This is a genomic window from Bacillus badius NBRC 15713, from assembly GCF_001591605.1.
Taxonomy (GTDB): Bacteria; Bacillota; Bacilli; order Bacillales; family Domibacillaceae; genus Pseudobacillus; species Pseudobacillus badius.
In genome coordinates, this window is record NZ_BCVF01000025.1 from 1 (window position 1) to 12,890 (window position 12,890).

A 12,890-nucleotide genomic window follows, 5' to 3' on the forward strand; every position below is an offset into this window, starting at 1 on the left:
TGGAAATCAACGGCCCGCATTCACAAGTCAATTAAAAAGCAAGGCTGCGCAAGGCCGCCTTGCTTTTTAATTGGAGGTTCTATTATTGTTTCCTTTTGACTTCTCAATGACTTGGATGAGACGAGAGAAGCGGCTTGGTGATTGGCCGCGGAGAGCATTCGTCTGCAACGGAATCAATAGAAAAATCAGCCATGTTGTTTAAGAAAGCCTTATTTGAAATTTAAATGGAAGGACACACTGAGTTGGATAAAGCAGATGACAGTTAATAGATTGAAGTACATCAGAAGGAATTTTATTTATTTACCTCAGAAGATTTCTTTCTGTTCTCAGAAAATAATCTTGGTTTCCTCGATAAGATAGCTAACGAGCTAATAAACACAACACCTAGGACGATAGAAATAATCCAAGCAAAATAATCGATTGGCTCCATGTGACATTCCCCTTTCTTTTAAATGAGTATGAAGAAAGTATATACATAAACAGAGATTTTATGTTTACCCGGTTTTAAACGAATGTAAACCACCTAAAGCAAAATAAAAAACCCCTGAAAAGTTAAGGAGTTTTGTAAAAGAACGTTAATGAATTAATTTTTCAATGGTTTTTGCGGCTTCCTCTACACATTCGAAATACTTGACTGTTTTACTATCAAGTATTGTGATTTGAAAGGTGGACGTATTTTTCAAACAGCAAACGGACAAAAGAGGATTCTCGCCATTTTTGAAAGTATGGGTAATTTCCACAGCATTATAGTAACGAAGCATCTCCAGTATTTCTTTGAGCTTTTCTACAGACATCCTAGCACTCCTTTCTTGAGTTAGTGGAAAGGGACTAAGTGAAATTCCAATAATTTCATTTTCTTTGTTGTAACCAACGATAACACACTTCCTCTGATATTGATATAAATAAGTTTATAATAGCTGCTGAATAAAGGAGGTTTGTGAATGAATGATGACAATAGTCGTTTTGCTTGAATTTCAGGATGAGGGACTAAGAAAAATGATGACCCGGCAATCGCCGGGTCATGAAGATAATTGTTTTGAAACGGCGGAAGGCTTTTTGGATTTTTGCGCCGGCTCCTGGACAATGATAACAGCTGAAATAACTAGTACAATTCCAATGTATTGCCAAGCATGCAACGTCTCATGAAAGATTAAAAATCCGACCAGGGAAGCTACAACCGGCTCAATGGTCGCTATAATAGAGGCCTTGCTTGATTCTACTTTGCTTAATCCTTTCGTATAAAGAATGAAAGGAAGTGCCGTAGAAAGAACACCAAGCCCAATGATGTAGCCCCATGCCTTCATATCAGATAATAAAGCGCCAGCCTGCCAGACTCCGCTAACTGGAATGGACGCCGCCGCCGCAAATAGAAACGTATAAACTGTAACAGTTAACGAATCATATTTCTGAAGGGCGAACTTTCCGAATATACTATACAGCGCATAGAAAAAGCCTGAACCGAGGCCGAGAATGAAGCCGTACAAAGAAATTGTCTCATTCATATTCGGCAAAATGCCGATCACAAACGAACAGCCAAGAAATGTAATAAACAAGGCAGAGACCTTGCGGGGGGTCAATGCTTCTTTAAAGAACATTCTTGAGAAAATTGCAACAAAGGCAGGAGCCGTATAAAGAAGAATGGAGGCAATTGAAATAGAAGTTTCCTCGATTGCGCTAAATAGACACCAGTTAAAAAAGACAATACTGATAATTCCGGTCCCGACAAAGTATTTACTATCCGCCCAGCGGATGTTTAAAAGCCGCCGGTTTTTAAAAAAAGTATAAGTGACAAGAAGCAAAGCCGCTGAAAAGGATCGCAAGGCCACGACCTGTCCAGGAGTAAAGCCCATTTCATATAAATAAGTGACGAATACGCCAATAATTCCCCATAAAGCAGCACCTAAGCCGATCAGCAGCAGTGCCAGTTTATTATCCATCGTTTTCCCTCCCCATTGCTTTCACCTCCTCTATACTAACAAAGATTTTCTGCATTGAATATCATCGATCCATAAATAAGGAAAAGGCCGTTCGCGTATCGTGTTAAAGAGGGAAAGGATGAAGGGGTTTTTTTTATGGTTAAGATGAGTAAAAGTTGGAGAGTCTGTTACAAAAGGAGGCGGCAGCGATGTATGCACAAGGAGATTGGGTAGAAATCAAACACCATTATGCGTCGGGGTATGTGCTTGAATCAGATCATTGCAGCGCACTTGTCTGTGTAATCAAAAATGGGAGAATTCAAGGGAACAAGCGCTTTAACCATTATGAGATGAATAAAACAAACACTGAACTTCTTCCGGAGGATACGAAAGATTTGACACAGCTATACATTAATATGGCATTGGACTCAGATGATAAAAGCTGGTTTCGCTCACTTACGAATGGATCAATGGAAGAAAGTAAGTGAAGAGGCGGTGCCATTCTCATCACAAAATAAGAGCAGAGAAAAACACAGAAGAGGTTCTTGCCGGATAAGAAAGCAAAAAGCGCCAGGCTTATGCCTGGCCGATGAAGTGAGAAAGGTGTGCACCAGCCGGACCCATTGAGTCTATTACCCGGACCTAGGAAGGCGTGAGCAGGCAACTAGCTGATAATTGTGAATCAACTCGTCCAATTCCTCACTGTATTTCAGAGTTTCGCAATCACAAAGACTTTTACGGAGACCTGTCGAAACCATCAAGTGACGCACGCTGTTAATTCGGGTAATTAGCTCATCAAGTGTTTCCTGTATAATCACTTTTCATCCTCCCTTGCCGGTAAATCGAAAGGACACGCTCGTATGCGGTTGGGTACATTATACAACCTTAGAAAGCAAAGAAAAAGATCGAATATTACAAAAGTAATTGAAATAAAAAGAAACTTTGTGCGTTAGAAAAGAGCAAGGACTCCCGTACGGAGTAAAGATGAAATAGAACGTCAGGAAAGGGAGGTGCCAGCCATTTCTTGGCGCTCTATTCGCTAAAAAAACAAGCTAAAGCTTCTTAAGGTGAAGAGGCAAACCAATGCGGCGGATGAATAAGTGCCGGCGGCAGCTTTGTGTTTAGGCTGCCTTTTGCCGCGTTAATTTGCGCCTGGGTGAGAAAAATACTTCCCCTTAAGTCTGCTCCGCTGAGATCAGCAGAGCTCCTCTTAAATCTGTTCCCAATTGAAAGCAAAATCAGATGAAGCGGCAAAAGGCAAGGCGACATAACATAAGCCAAAACAGTTTTTGCAGTCAGCATGAAAATCACTGCGGCGAGTATGAAGCAATACATCTGTGCGATTAGACAAGAGGGCACTTCCTTTAACTCTAAACCGCTTAAATAATAGAGAGTTCTTTATTTAGAATATTCTTTTAATTACTTCATAGTATCATCCATAAATTGGACGGTCAATGCTTGTCTGGAACCGTTATCATCCAGCGTCATTCAATCAGTACGAAAAAGGGCGGACCGGAGGTTATTCACGCCTCACTTTTTTCAAGTACGAGCGTATACTTGTTTTCAGAGAGGCGTAAGAACCAATTGCAGCATAGCCGTAGAACCAGCCCATAAACAATCCGGCTATCCAATGTCCTCTATGGCTGATAAAGACTGAAATCAAAAGCCCAATTGAAAGAGCGACAAGCGGGACCAGCGATTTAGGTATCTTAAAAAACATTTTAATCAGCTGGGTTAATACGATTACAGCAGGAACGGCAATAACGGCGTCCCAAAAGTTTGTATGTATAGTAGGGAAATCCATTCATACACCGCCTTTCAGTTCTAGTATGAGTGGATTTCCCTTAATCTATCCAGAAGAAGAGCTTCTTTTCTGGATATTCCTGCTTTCATCGCTTTATAGGGCGCTCCAGCGTGAGAATTTCATCTTCTATTGAGGAGAATTGCTGTTCAACAATAAACCTTGCATCTGAGACAGCGGCGTTATAAAAATGGGGAGCAAGCGTCCCTGTAACAAAATCTAACACTCTTTCGGCAGCAAACTGAGTGATTTCCTCGTCTCTTTCTTGCGAAAAAAACGATTGAATATCCGCAATCATTATTTCTCGTTGTTCTTTTGTCAGCTTGATAAACAAATCTTCTCCTCCTTGAAAGCTTTTATTACTGTAACTATACATCGCAGCAACGGAAAATAATAGGTTTTATTGAGTCAAAAAGGAGCAGAGCCCTATAGCAGCAGATAAGGCACGAAATTAGTCGAAAAGTTTATGGGAATAACCCCTTCACTTTGTAAGCGCTTTCTATTATAGTGGAAGTAGGAGCAGTTTTTATCCGGCGCTCCGGCAGCATGAATAGAAGAAAAGTTTAATTTAGAAGTGGAGGGAGAATAACAATGAGAAAGCATGAACTGACACTTTCCAGTTTCATTCATAAAGATCAATTTGACTTGAACGCTTATGTTGTTTATTTATTTCGTAAATTTTCAAATGAGGCGCCTAAACATTCGGGGGCAAAATAAAGGAAGGATCAGCAGGCTTCCGAAATGGTTCCTCATGAGGATTTTCAAGTTTCGCTGGTGAGTTCCTTGAAAATATCTTGTTTAATGGCTGTATAATCTATGTAAAAGTAAAAAGGGGTAAGCCCTTCGCCATCTTTTAAAAAACTCATATTTACTCTTTCTCTGGCACTTATCTTCTTTATTCTCTCCAACAGCAGATGACTCTTTCTAATTCAATGATCATTGCGCCTTGTGCAGGTTTGAAGAGCTTCCCCCACGCCGGCTTTGCCAATCGAGCTTTTCTGCGTAGTGATTTTAGATTTTGCCCCTCTCCTTGTCTTTATTCCTGATTTGTTGTTTGAATGATCTAGTTATACAGCTAATGATCCTTCTATTGCTTATTACATGAACGATACATGATACAATCAATAAAGAAGAGTATGAGTCAGTAGAAGGAGAAGCTGCAGAAATGGGAACACTAGTCAATCAACAATTTAATAGAATCATAGAAAGAAAAATAAAGTATGATTCTACGATTGTCGAACACGCGTGCAGGCTGCTAAAAGCCTGCGATCAAACAGCGGTTCTCTTCCACAAAATACAATATACCTTTACAATGACTGCTGAGCAGGTAAAGTTAACGATCCCTAAAGGCAGCTATACGATTGCCTACTATTGGAAGGATCGGCCGTATAATTTGTATATTTGGAGAGATGGCAATGGCGCTTATTTAGGGGCTTATTTCAACATTGTCCGGCAGACAAAGCTAACGGATCAGTTCCTCTCTTTCGAAGATCTAATCATTGATATTATGGTTCTTCCGAATGGCACTTATTTTATTTTAGATGAGGACGAGCTGCCGGAGCCGATTGAACAATTTGAGAATGGAACGGTGCACCGAACATTGCAGGCATTTATCCATTCTATGCCGGTAATTCTCGACCAACTTATTTTAGAAAGCGAGCATACATATGCCCATCAATGGCTTTTGCCGTTGTTACACGGTTATTAGTTTTTTCGGCTCATGTTTTAAAATGGGAGAAAAAGGCGATAAAGGCCTGAAACTTTATCAGGCTAAAATGCAGCTGGTTAGTCATTCTGTCACCAACCAGCTGCATTTTTCTATTGCGGGCACTTTTTAAGAACTGCTGCAGGAGGCAGTTAAAATCTTTGACATCTCCCTAGTTGTATCATAATATACCCTTAGGGGTAAATGGATGCAAAAAATTATAAATAAACAAAGGAGGTATCACCATGTTTCCTGAAATTTTGCCGGAGGAAGTGGAAAGGCTGCTGCAAGAACATAAAAATATCTGTGTGCTTGATGTAAGAGAAGCTGGCGAGGTAGCCGCAGGGAAAATTCCCGGCGCTATGCATCTTCCGCTGGGACAGGTGCTCACACGTGCAAAGGAGCTAGATCCAGACAAGGAGTATATTGTTGTGTGCCGCAGCGGCAATCGAAGCAGTTTAGCTTGTGAATGGCTGACTGAAAAAGGATTAAAAGTAAAAAATATGACTGGCGGCATGAACGGCTGGACTGGCGCTGCAGAATAAGGAAAGGGCGCTTGCGAAAGCGCCCTTTCCTTATAGAAGACTCTATCGGCCGTAAAGGAGAGAGAAGGATGAATAAGTGGAATGAACGCTTTAAAAGTGAAAAATATGTATATGGAACAGCACCAAACGAATTTTTAGAAGAAACGCAGCAAAAATTGCAGTTATCAGGAGAAGCATTGGCTATTGCAGAAGGAGAGGGGCGCAATGCTGTTTTTTTAGCTGAGCAAGGAATGAAGGTGACTGCCTGGGATTATGCACCATCCGGGCTGGAGAAAACAAAGAAATTAGCAAAAGCAAGGGGAACGGCTGTTCAAACGGAGCTGATGGACTTGGAAGAAGCTCAATGGGAGGGGGACCGCTGGGATGAGGTTGTGTGTATATTCGGTCATTTTCCAGAAAAGCTGCGCCGCCAAACGTTTCTTGGCATTAAGGAAGCAGTAAAGCCTAGAGGATACTTTGTTGCGGAGGTATATTCTCTTTGCCAATTGTCTTACAAGAGCGGGGGTCCCAAAGACAGTCGCTTTTTATATGCGCCAGAGGAGTTTTGGAGCGTGTTTTCCGATTGGCGTATTGTACATTTTTTTATGGGGGAAGTGGTCCGTCATGAAGGAGAGTTGCACAACGGATTATCTCATGTCATCCAATTTGTGGGCCAAAAACCTGAAAAGTGAAGAGAGATCATCCTATGCTGCCTGGCAGCTGAACTGGGCACAGAGAAAGCACTTCACGCCGGCCGAAGAGAATCGGACGGCGTGTGAAAGAACTTGATTATTGGATAATCAGCTGAATGTCTTTTTTCAAGCTGGATAGGACAGGAGATTTTGCTAAAGCAGCCTGTGCAATTTCTTTCAATTCTTCTTTTGGAGCTTCCGCGTCTGCTCTTAATGTGATAACCGGGTTTAGAATTCCTCCGTCTCCTTCTTCCATGCCAAGAAAAACAGCCGCATTTAAATCTGCTTTAATTTCAACATCTACGCTTTTCAATGGAATGCCTTTTTCGCTGGCCATTACTTCAAAGGTAATAGCAAAACAGCTCCCGGCTGCCCCGATAAGATATTCTACCGGATTAGGCGCTTGATCTGTGCCGCCCAGTGTTTCCGGCTCATCTGTAAGAATTGGGTCAAAATCCCGGATAGTCACTTTATTTTGCACACCGGTTTGCCACTGGATTTGTGCTTGCCAGCTCCTGATTTTCAACGCTGGATTTTCCTTGATGGCACTTGCTGTTTGCTGTGCTGCTGCGAGTGAAATTTGATTCATTATGCATCCTCCTCAATGATTATGTCACATTGATCATACAGGAGGCGGGCAGCTGCTGTATGTAAGGCTCCTTACATCTGCTTTAATTTTTAGCTTTTTTAATCCACAGGCGCTGGCCCTCTTGTTTTACTTTTTCAGTTTGGATGAATTTATTGATTACAAGCGTAACGGTTTCTCGCGTTGAAGCAATCATTCCTGCTAAGTTTTGGTGGGTAAGAAATTCAGGTAAAGGATACCAGTCCTCTTTTTTTTCGGATTTGTTTGCTAGCTTATCCAATAAAAAGAGCAAGCGCTCCTCAACTTTTCCATACGCGACTTGTTCAAGCACTTCTATCGTGTCTTGAAGCCTGTTGGCGAAATAGTAAAGGAGCGTCGTTGATAATTCTTTATTCTGCTGAATTTCATTTCTGACCTCTGCTTTTGTGAGAGAAATAAGCTTCACCTCGGTTAATGCTTTGGCAAACAGCTGACTTTCTTTTTGAGAGAAAACATGCAGCAAATCAATAAAATCACCTTTTGACAAAATGCCAAGCACGCATTCTTTGCCTTCCAAGTGAATATGAAATATGCGGGCGTGGCCTTCAATGATCAAGTAGACAGAATCAGACAGTTGTCCCGGTGTACAAATAAGCTCACCTTTTTTAAATGTTTCCATGTTCTTGTTAGCTGTCCAATGTTCAATTTGCGACGCCGGAAACATGTTAATAATATTTGTTGGATATAAAAAATGTTCACTTTGCATCTATTCCTGCTCCTTTGAATCGTGTATCTATGATTTCTCTATTCTTGGCTTTTTCTCTGAAAAAGTACAGCAAAAGGCATTATTCTTGGCTGGATAGGGCAACTGCGGTAAGAGGGGGAGATTCGTTTAACCGGAAGAAAGCAGGAAAGTATGTAGCTTATAAGCAAGAAATGGTAAATTAAAAGAAAATATAAATCGGCAAGGTGAAAAATAATGATCATTAGAAAACTAAACAAAGATGAACACCCGCCGTTTGAACTGCTGCTGTCAGCGGATCCTTCATTGGAGGCGGTGGAGAAGTATGTGGAGAGGGGGCAGTGTTTGGTTGCTGAACAAGGCGGCGAGGTTATTGGCGTGTATGTGCTGCTGCCCACAAGGCCTCATACGGTAGAGCTGGTAAATGTAGCGGTGTCAGAAGGACAGCAAGGCAAGGGCATTGGCAAGCAGCTGGTGATGCATGCGATCCGGGAGGCTGGAAAGGAGGGGTACCAAACAATTGAAATTGGCACGGGCAACTCCAGCATCGGTCAGCTGGCTCTATATCAAAAGTGCGGTTTCCGGGTGGTTGGTGTCGATGCTGATTTCTTTATCAGGCATTATTCAGAGGAAATTTTTGAGAATGGGATTCAATGCAGAGATATGATTCGGCTGTCTCAAGATTTATAGCGGCTTATCCAAAAAATGAGGTGCCATGCAGAAGAAAGGCATGGCACCAAAAACCCTGTATTAGCTAAGGGGCAGCTCCACGACAAAGGCGGAGCCTTCCTTTTCCTTGCTTCTTACATAAATATGGCCTTCGTGCAGTTTCATAATAGTCGCGGCGATGGACAGACCGAGGCCAGTGCCTTCAATTGCTCTTGAACGCATCATGTCTGCCCGGTAAAAGCGTTCAAAGATTCTTTCCAATTCAGTCCGGCTCAGGCCGGCGCCGGTGTCTTTAAAGGTAATGAGGAGAGCATCTTTTTTCACTTCGATGGCAATATCAATACTGCCGCTTGGTTTGTTGTATTTAATGGCATTAGTTAACAGATTATCCCAGACGGTATTGAGCAAAGAAGGATCGCCGATGATTTCAATATCAGGCAAAGAATAGCTGAGAAGAATGCCTTTTTCACTGATGGCCCATTGGTAGCTTTGAATTAATTCCTTTATTTGCTGGCCAACGTTGAATGGGCGTTTTTTGACCATATCTTCATTTCGATCCAGGGAGGCCAGAAGCAGCAGCTGTTTCGTTAGAGTAGAAAGCCTTTTAATTTCACTGTTAATAATAGAAGCATAGGAATCCCTTTCTTTAGAACTAATCGATTCATTGTTCATCAGGTTCGTATAGCCTTTGATATTAGACAAGGGCGACTGTATATCGTGTGAAATATTTGAAATAAATTCCTTTCTCATCTCTTCGGTTTGTTCTAATTGCCGCGCCATTCGTGAAAAGCTGTTTGACAGCTCCCCTAGCTCATCATTCCGGTTTGTATCAAGCTTAACGCGAAAATCTCCCTCAGCCAGCCGCTTTGTGGCCGCTGTTAAGCGGGAGATGGGCTTGACTAAATAGTTGGTGGCGAAAACTACCATGACAATACTCAACACAATTGCTAACACAAGCAGCCAGCCGAATAACAGATGCATTTCGTTAAAGAGCAGCTTAATATCCGGGCGAAGGAAGAGGGCATATTGTTTTCCGTTATGTGTCAGCGGGACGCCGATTGTATTTTTTAATTCATTGGCGAAAAAGCCGGTCACGAATGTTTTGTGCGGAAAATGAAGAATCCCGTGGTAGACCGTTCCTTGCAGCACCTGCCTTTTTGTCGCCTCAGCTAGTTGCTTGTCTCTGAAAGCGGCGCCAAAGAAAGTTTCACGTCCGCTGCTGTCGACCAAATAAATTTGATAGCCGACAGCAGAGAGGCTTTGCAAATACTCCTCCAGATTCATATCAGGGTGCTCGTCAGTAAAAGCAGCAACATTAAGGGCAATAGCTGTGTTTTTTTGATCATTGTATGATTTTAACTTTTGCTGATAGTAAACATTGGAAATAAAGAAAGCAAGAAGTCCGCTTAGCAGCATAATTCCGGTTGTGACGACAACAAATTTTGAATAAAGCGACTTCATACCCGCTTGGCCTCCAGTAAGTAGCCGATCCCGCGAACGGTTTTTATGTGAAAGTCAGCTGTCAGCTTGGAAAAGCGTTCTCTCAGCCTCTTAATATGAACATCAACCGTTCGTTCATCTCCATCATAGTCCAAGCCCCACACTTGCTCGATCAGCTGTTCACGGGAAAAAGCTTGCATCGGATTGGAAGCCAAAAAGAATAACAGTTCAAATTCTTTTAGCGGCAGGAGCAATGTCCGTCCTTCCGTATGGACTTCGTAGCTTTTCTTGTTGATGCGCGTGTTCCTGAGCTGAATGAGCAGTTCATCCGGCTGGGCATCGTATCTTCTTAACAAGGCTTTGATGCGGAAAAGCAATTCCTTCGGGTCAAACGGTTTGACCAGATAGTCATCTGTGCCCGAAGAAAACCCCTGTTCTTTATCTTCAATTTGATTTTTCGCTGTTAAGAGGATAACGGGAAGGTCATACCGGCTTCTAATTTCTCTAGTCAGCCTATAGCCGTCTATATAGGGCATCATTACATCCACAACGGCCAAGTCGCACGTACGGCTGGAAAGAATATTCAGTGCCTCCATGCCGTCTGCGGCTTGGACCACTTGATATCCTTCTTTGCGCAAGTGAATGTCGATCAATTTTAATACATGAACATCATCATCAACAATCAGAATAGTTGTCATTATATTTTCTCCTCCATATGAGCGGTAAAAGATGAAAAATAGCCCGCACATGAGGCGAGGGCTATCAATAGATTATTTGTGCAAAAGAAACGGCTTTAAGAAACCATTCCATCACTCATTTTAATAATGCGGTCGGCGTAGGAAAGCATGTCTTCGTCGTGGGTCACCATTAAAGTGGTAATGTTCAGCGTTTGGGTCAAACGCTGAATGAGTGCCATTACATCCTTCGATCTTTTTGAATCCAAACTGGCTGTTGGTTCATCTGCAAACAGAACTTTTGGTTTGTGAATGATCGCGCGGGCGATAGCCACCCGCTGCTTCTCCCCGCCGGATAGAGAAGCCGGATAAGCGTGTCTCCGGTGCTCCATCTCCACTAGCTTTAAAACACGATCAATTTCTTTTTTTCTCTCGTCCTTTTTTAACGTTGATTCTGACACATCAAGCATCAGCTCCAGCTGTTCTTCAACGGTAAGGAAAGGAACCAAGTGGGCAAATTGAAAGATAAACCCAAATTTGCTGGCGCGTATTTTCCGAATCTGTTCTTGAGTCATTGCGCTAATATTTTTTCCTTCGAACACGACCTGTCCGTCTGAAGCAGGCTGAAGTCCCGCTGCAATGGTGAGCAAAGTGCTCTTTCCAGAGCCGGAAGCCCCGACTAGAGCAGTGATTTCGCCTTCTTTTAAAGACAGGTTAATGCCTTTCAATACTTCTTCTTCTATTTCGCCGTTTGAAAATGTTTTTTTCACTTCATCAATGGTGAAAATAGCCATATTACACCTCTCCTTGTTGAATGGCTTGCAGCGGCTGCACTTTTTTGATTTGAATTCCTGAAAGTGTAGCACCGATAAATCCGATAACGAGAAAGACGATTGATAATTGGATCGTTGTATCAAGCGTCAAGCTGAATGGCATGCCATCAGGTGACAGTAGTTTAAAGCCTTGGCTCAGTGCTACAGACAAGCTGAGGGCACCTGCTGTAATAAGAAGCATTTGGGTCCACATCATTTTGAACAGCGTTCCGGTTTTTACACCGATGGCTTTTAAAATGCCGTACAGCCCAATTTTTTGAACGTTCATCATATAGAAGAAAATGGCGAACAGCATGCCGCTGATGACAACCAGGAACCAGACAATCATATTCAAAGACATTTGTTCCGCGTTATAGCTTGGAATAGTATGCAGGAACTGTTTTTTTGAATAGGCTTGCAGTCCGGCTACGGATTGCGCCTTATCTTCTCCAGGGACAAAAACTAATTGCATTTCCTCTGTCCGGTACATTTCCTTATAGTTTTCACTATTAATAAAAGCAACTGGCGCGTGGCTGTATTTCTTGCCATCAACAAACCCTTTTACGGTAAACTTGCCGCTAAATTGATTATTGGTTAGAACATCCCCGACTTTTATGCCGGTATCCTTCATGGAAGCATCAAGCACAACTTCGCCTTCTTTGACTTTTGGAAAAAGCGACGAATCCGTTGAAGTGACAAAGGCGACGCTTTGCTGCTTGTCGTTTTTGTTATTCAGAAAGCCCATTTGAATGGATAGCGCTGCGGCTTCCGCTTGTTTATTTAACAGGTTGCTTTGAGTGTCAGGGTCTATTTTCGATAGATTATATGTTTCATCCGCATTAGCATCCATATAAAAGGAGCCGTCCGGCAATTCCTTAATTAAGGCAGCGTTGTCCTGAGATAAGCCGTTTGCCAATCCAGAAATAATGAAAGTCAGAAAACTAACTAAAAAAACAATCGATCCTAAAATCATAAACCGACCTTTATTCTTTTTAATTTCTTTCCAGGCCATGTTCATTGTTATTCCTCCTATCTGTTCGTTCTGACGTGATATAGTAAGTGTACCCGCATTACATGAACGAAAGATGAACGGAAAATTACATTTATCGAGCGTGGGATGGCAAATATCAGCATACATGGAATATGCTGTGAAAGGACCTTTTGGGCGCTTATTGAGAAGGGCAGAAGAATGCGCTTTTCATGAAAAAATAAATAAATGAAGAAATTGTAAAAAACAAGGATGTGATTAAGCGGAAAAAAATGATATTCTAAACAGGCGGCACTCTTATTTAAGCCAACCTCAACCTCGTCATCTTATAAACTGCTGTTTCTGCACAAGCATAAAAAATC

19 protein-coding genes and 1 pseudogene are annotated in these 12,890 nt (G+C 42.1%); 6 read left to right on the plus strand and 14 right to left on the minus strand.

The window, feature by feature from the left end; genetic code table 11:
* Positions 1-292 precede the first annotated feature (292 nt).
* The 3 genes from BBA02S_RS21010 to BBA02S_RS12795 all read right to left on the minus strand — a co-directional run bounded on the left by BBA02S_RS21010 (position 293) and on the right by BBA02S_RS12795 (position 1,937).
* On the minus strand, positions 293-430 hold the full coding sequence (locus tag BBA02S_RS21010; protein WP_169799364.1) for a hypothetical protein: 138 nt from the start codon (positions 428-430) through the stop codon (positions 293-295).
* 145 nt (positions 431-575) lie between these two features.
* Positions 576-794, minus strand: coding sequence for a hypothetical protein (locus tag BBA02S_RS12790; RefSeq protein WP_041096783.1), 219 nt, complete (start codon positions 792-794; stop codon positions 576-578).
* Positions 795-1,019: 225 nt separating this feature from the next.
* Positions 1,020-1,937, minus strand: a complete 918-nt coding sequence (locus tag BBA02S_RS12795; RefSeq protein WP_041096781.1) for a DMT family transporter — start codon at positions 1,935-1,937, stop codon at positions 1,020-1,022.
* A gap of 188 nt (positions 1,938-2,125) precedes the next feature.
* Here BBA02S_RS12795 and BBA02S_RS12800 point away from each other — a divergent pair, with 188 nt between their 5' ends.
* The gene (locus BBA02S_RS12800) at positions 2,126-2,404 is read left to right on the plus strand and encodes a hypothetical protein (protein WP_041096779.1); all 279 of its coding nucleotides are present in this window, start codon (positions 2,126-2,128) and stop codon (positions 2,402-2,404) included.
* Between the two features lie 144 nt (positions 2,405-2,548).
* On the opposite strand, the gene BBA02S_RS20310 is transcribed toward BBA02S_RS12800, so the two are convergent.
* The 5 genes and pseudogenes from BBA02S_RS20310 to BBA02S_RS12815 form a co-directional block, all read right to left on the minus strand.
* Positions 2,549-2,734, minus strand: a complete 186-nt coding sequence (locus BBA02S_RS20310) for an aspartyl-phosphate phosphatase Spo0E family protein (RefSeq protein ID WP_087903723.1) — start codon at positions 2,732-2,734, stop codon at positions 2,549-2,551.
* A 244-nt stretch (positions 2,735-2,978) separates the two neighbouring features.
* A pseudogene (locus tag BBA02S_RS20720) lies at positions 2,979-3,116 on the minus strand (pentapeptide repeat-containing protein); the annotation flags it as partial.
* 10 nt (positions 3,117-3,126) lie between these two features.
* Entirely contained in the window at positions 3,127-3,267 is a 141-nt protein-coding gene (locus tag BBA02S_RS21015) for a hypothetical protein (RefSeq protein ID WP_169799363.1), read from the minus strand.
* Positions 3,268-3,435: 168 nt separating this feature from the next.
* Positions 3,436-3,720 (minus strand): hypothetical protein, encoded by a 285-nt coding sequence (locus tag BBA02S_RS12810; protein ID WP_041096775.1) that lies wholly within the window; start codon positions 3,718-3,720, stop codon positions 3,436-3,438.
* 85 nt (positions 3,721-3,805) lie between these two features.
* The gene (locus BBA02S_RS12815) at positions 3,806-4,051 is read right to left on the minus strand and encodes a DUF2164 domain-containing protein (protein ID WP_041096773.1); all 246 of its coding nucleotides are present in this window, start codon (positions 4,049-4,051) and stop codon (positions 3,806-3,808) included.
* A 257-nt stretch (positions 4,052-4,308) separates the two neighbouring features.
* On the opposite strand from BBA02S_RS12815, the gene BBA02S_RS21330 reads away from it, so the two are divergent.
* The 4 genes from BBA02S_RS21330 (at position 4,309) to BBA02S_RS12830 (ending at position 6,638) form a co-directional block, all read left to right on the plus strand.
* Positions 4,309-4,434: a hypothetical protein gene (locus tag BBA02S_RS21330; protein WP_255211756.1), complete on the plus strand. Its 126-nt coding sequence runs from the start codon at positions 4,309-4,311 to the stop codon at positions 4,432-4,434.
* Positions 4,435-4,882: 448 nt separating this feature from the next.
* Positions 4,883-5,425, plus strand: a complete 543-nt coding sequence (locus tag BBA02S_RS12820; protein ID WP_041096771.1) for a ribonuclease FAU-1 family protein — start codon at positions 4,883-4,885, stop codon at positions 5,423-5,425.
* A 242-nt stretch (positions 5,426-5,667) separates the two neighbouring features.
* The gene (locus BBA02S_RS12825; RefSeq protein WP_041096769.1) at positions 5,668-5,967 is read left to right on the plus strand and encodes a rhodanese-like domain-containing protein; all 300 of its coding nucleotides are present in this window, start codon (positions 5,668-5,670) and stop codon (positions 5,965-5,967) included.
* A 68-nt stretch (positions 5,968-6,035) separates the two neighbouring features.
* Entirely contained in the window at positions 6,036-6,638 is a 603-nt protein-coding gene (locus BBA02S_RS12830) for an SAM-dependent methyltransferase (protein ID WP_041096767.1), read from the plus strand.
* A gap of 97 nt (positions 6,639-6,735) precedes the next feature.
* On the opposite strand, the gene BBA02S_RS12835 is transcribed toward BBA02S_RS12830, so the two are convergent.
* Together BBA02S_RS12835 and BBA02S_RS12840 are read right to left on the minus strand one after the other, a co-directional pair.
* On the minus strand, positions 6,736-7,227 hold the full coding sequence (locus BBA02S_RS12835; protein ID WP_041096765.1) for an OsmC family protein: 492 nt from the start codon (positions 7,225-7,227) through the stop codon (positions 6,736-6,738).
* A gap of 82 nt (positions 7,228-7,309) precedes the next feature.
* Complete coding sequence (locus BBA02S_RS12840; RefSeq protein WP_041096763.1) at positions 7,310-7,969, minus strand: Crp/Fnr family transcriptional regulator; 660 nt, start codon at positions 7,967-7,969, stop codon at positions 7,310-7,312.
* Positions 7,970-8,182: 213 nt separating this feature from the next.
* On the opposite strand from BBA02S_RS12840, the gene BBA02S_RS12845 reads away from it, so the two are divergent.
* Positions 8,183-8,635, plus strand: a complete 453-nt coding sequence (locus BBA02S_RS12845) for a GNAT family N-acetyltransferase (RefSeq protein ID WP_041113341.1) — start codon at positions 8,183-8,185, stop codon at positions 8,633-8,635.
* Between the two features lie 60 nt (positions 8,636-8,695).
* On the opposite strand, the gene BBA02S_RS12850 is transcribed toward BBA02S_RS12845, so the two are convergent.
* The 4 genes from BBA02S_RS12850 to BBA02S_RS12865 all read right to left on the minus strand — a co-directional run bounded on the left by BBA02S_RS12850 (position 8,696) and on the right by BBA02S_RS12865 (position 12,558).
* Positions 8,696-10,075, minus strand: coding sequence for a sensor histidine kinase (locus tag BBA02S_RS12850; RefSeq protein ID WP_041113342.1), 1,380 nt, complete (start codon positions 10,073-10,075; stop codon positions 8,696-8,698).
* Positions 10,072-10,752 (minus strand): response regulator transcription factor, encoded by a 681-nt coding sequence (locus BBA02S_RS12855; RefSeq protein WP_041113343.1) that lies wholly within the window; start codon positions 10,750-10,752, stop codon positions 10,072-10,074. Before BBA02S_RS12855 ends, BBA02S_RS12850 begins: the two co-directional genes overlap by 4 nt.
* Positions 10,753-10,847: 95 nt before the next feature.
* Positions 10,848-11,522 (minus strand): ABC transporter ATP-binding protein, encoded by a 675-nt coding sequence (locus tag BBA02S_RS12860; protein ID WP_041096755.1) that lies wholly within the window; start codon positions 11,520-11,522, stop codon positions 10,848-10,850.
* 1 nt (position 11,523) lies between these two features.
* Complete coding sequence (locus BBA02S_RS12865; protein WP_041113344.1) at positions 11,524-12,558, minus strand: ABC transporter permease; 1,035 nt, start codon at positions 12,556-12,558, stop codon at positions 11,524-11,526.
* Between the last annotated feature and the right edge of the window lie 332 nt (positions 12,559-12,890).

Excerpts from the sequence above, each read along its gene's own strand:
- BBA02S_RS21010 (WP_169799364.1), bottom strand. The coding sequence starts at position 430 with ATGGAGCCAATCGATTATTTTGCTTGGATTATTTCTATCGTCCTAGGT.
- BBA02S_RS12790 (WP_041096783.1), bottom strand. The coding sequence starts at position 794 with ATGTCTGTAGAAAAGCTCAAAGAAATACTGGAGATGCTTCGTTACTAT.
- BBA02S_RS12795 (WP_041096781.1), bottom strand. The coding sequence starts at position 1,937 with ATGGATAATAAACTGGCACTGCTGCTGATCGGCTTAGGTGCTGCTTTA.
- BBA02S_RS12800 (WP_041096779.1), top strand. The coding sequence starts at position 2,126 with ATGTATGCACAAGGAGATTGGGTAGAAATCAAACACCATTATGCGTCG.
- BBA02S_RS12810 (WP_041096775.1), bottom strand. The coding sequence starts at position 3,720 with ATGGATTTCCCTACTATACATACAAACTTTTGGGACGCCGTTATTGCC.
- BBA02S_RS21330 (WP_255211756.1), top strand. The coding sequence starts at position 4,309 with ATGAGAAAGCATGAACTGACACTTTCCAGTTTCATTCATAAAGATCAA.
- BBA02S_RS12820 (WP_041096771.1), top strand. The coding sequence starts at position 4,883 with ATGGGAACACTAGTCAATCAACAATTTAATAGAATCATAGAAAGAAAA.
- BBA02S_RS12825 (WP_041096769.1), top strand. The coding sequence starts at position 5,668 with ATGTTTCCTGAAATTTTGCCGGAGGAAGTGGAAAGGCTGCTGCAAGAA.
- BBA02S_RS12830 (WP_041096767.1), top strand. The coding sequence starts at position 6,036 with ATGAATAAGTGGAATGAACGCTTTAAAAGTGAAAAATATGTATATGGA.
- BBA02S_RS12835 (WP_041096765.1), bottom strand. The coding sequence starts at position 7,227 with ATGAATCAAATTTCACTCGCAGCAGCACAGCAAACAGCAAGTGCCATC.
- BBA02S_RS12840 (WP_041096763.1), bottom strand. The coding sequence starts at position 7,969 with ATGCAAAGTGAACATTTTTTATATCCAACAAATATTATTAACATGTTT.
- BBA02S_RS12845 (WP_041113341.1), top strand. The coding sequence starts at position 8,183 with ATGATCATTAGAAAACTAAACAAAGATGAACACCCGCCGTTTGAACTG.
- BBA02S_RS12850 (WP_041113342.1), bottom strand. The coding sequence starts at position 10,075 with ATGAAGTCGCTTTATTCAAAATTTGTTGTCGTCACAACCGGAATTATG.
- BBA02S_RS12855 (WP_041113343.1), bottom strand. The coding sequence starts at position 10,752 with ATGACAACTATTCTGATTGTTGATGATGATGTTCATGTATTAAAATTG.
- BBA02S_RS12860 (WP_041096755.1), bottom strand. The coding sequence starts at position 11,522 with ATGGCTATTTTCACCATTGATGAAGTGAAAAAAACATTTTCAAACGGC.
- BBA02S_RS12865 (WP_041113344.1), bottom strand. The coding sequence starts at position 12,558 with ATGAACATGGCCTGGAAAGAAATTAAAAAGAATAAAGGTCGGTTTATG.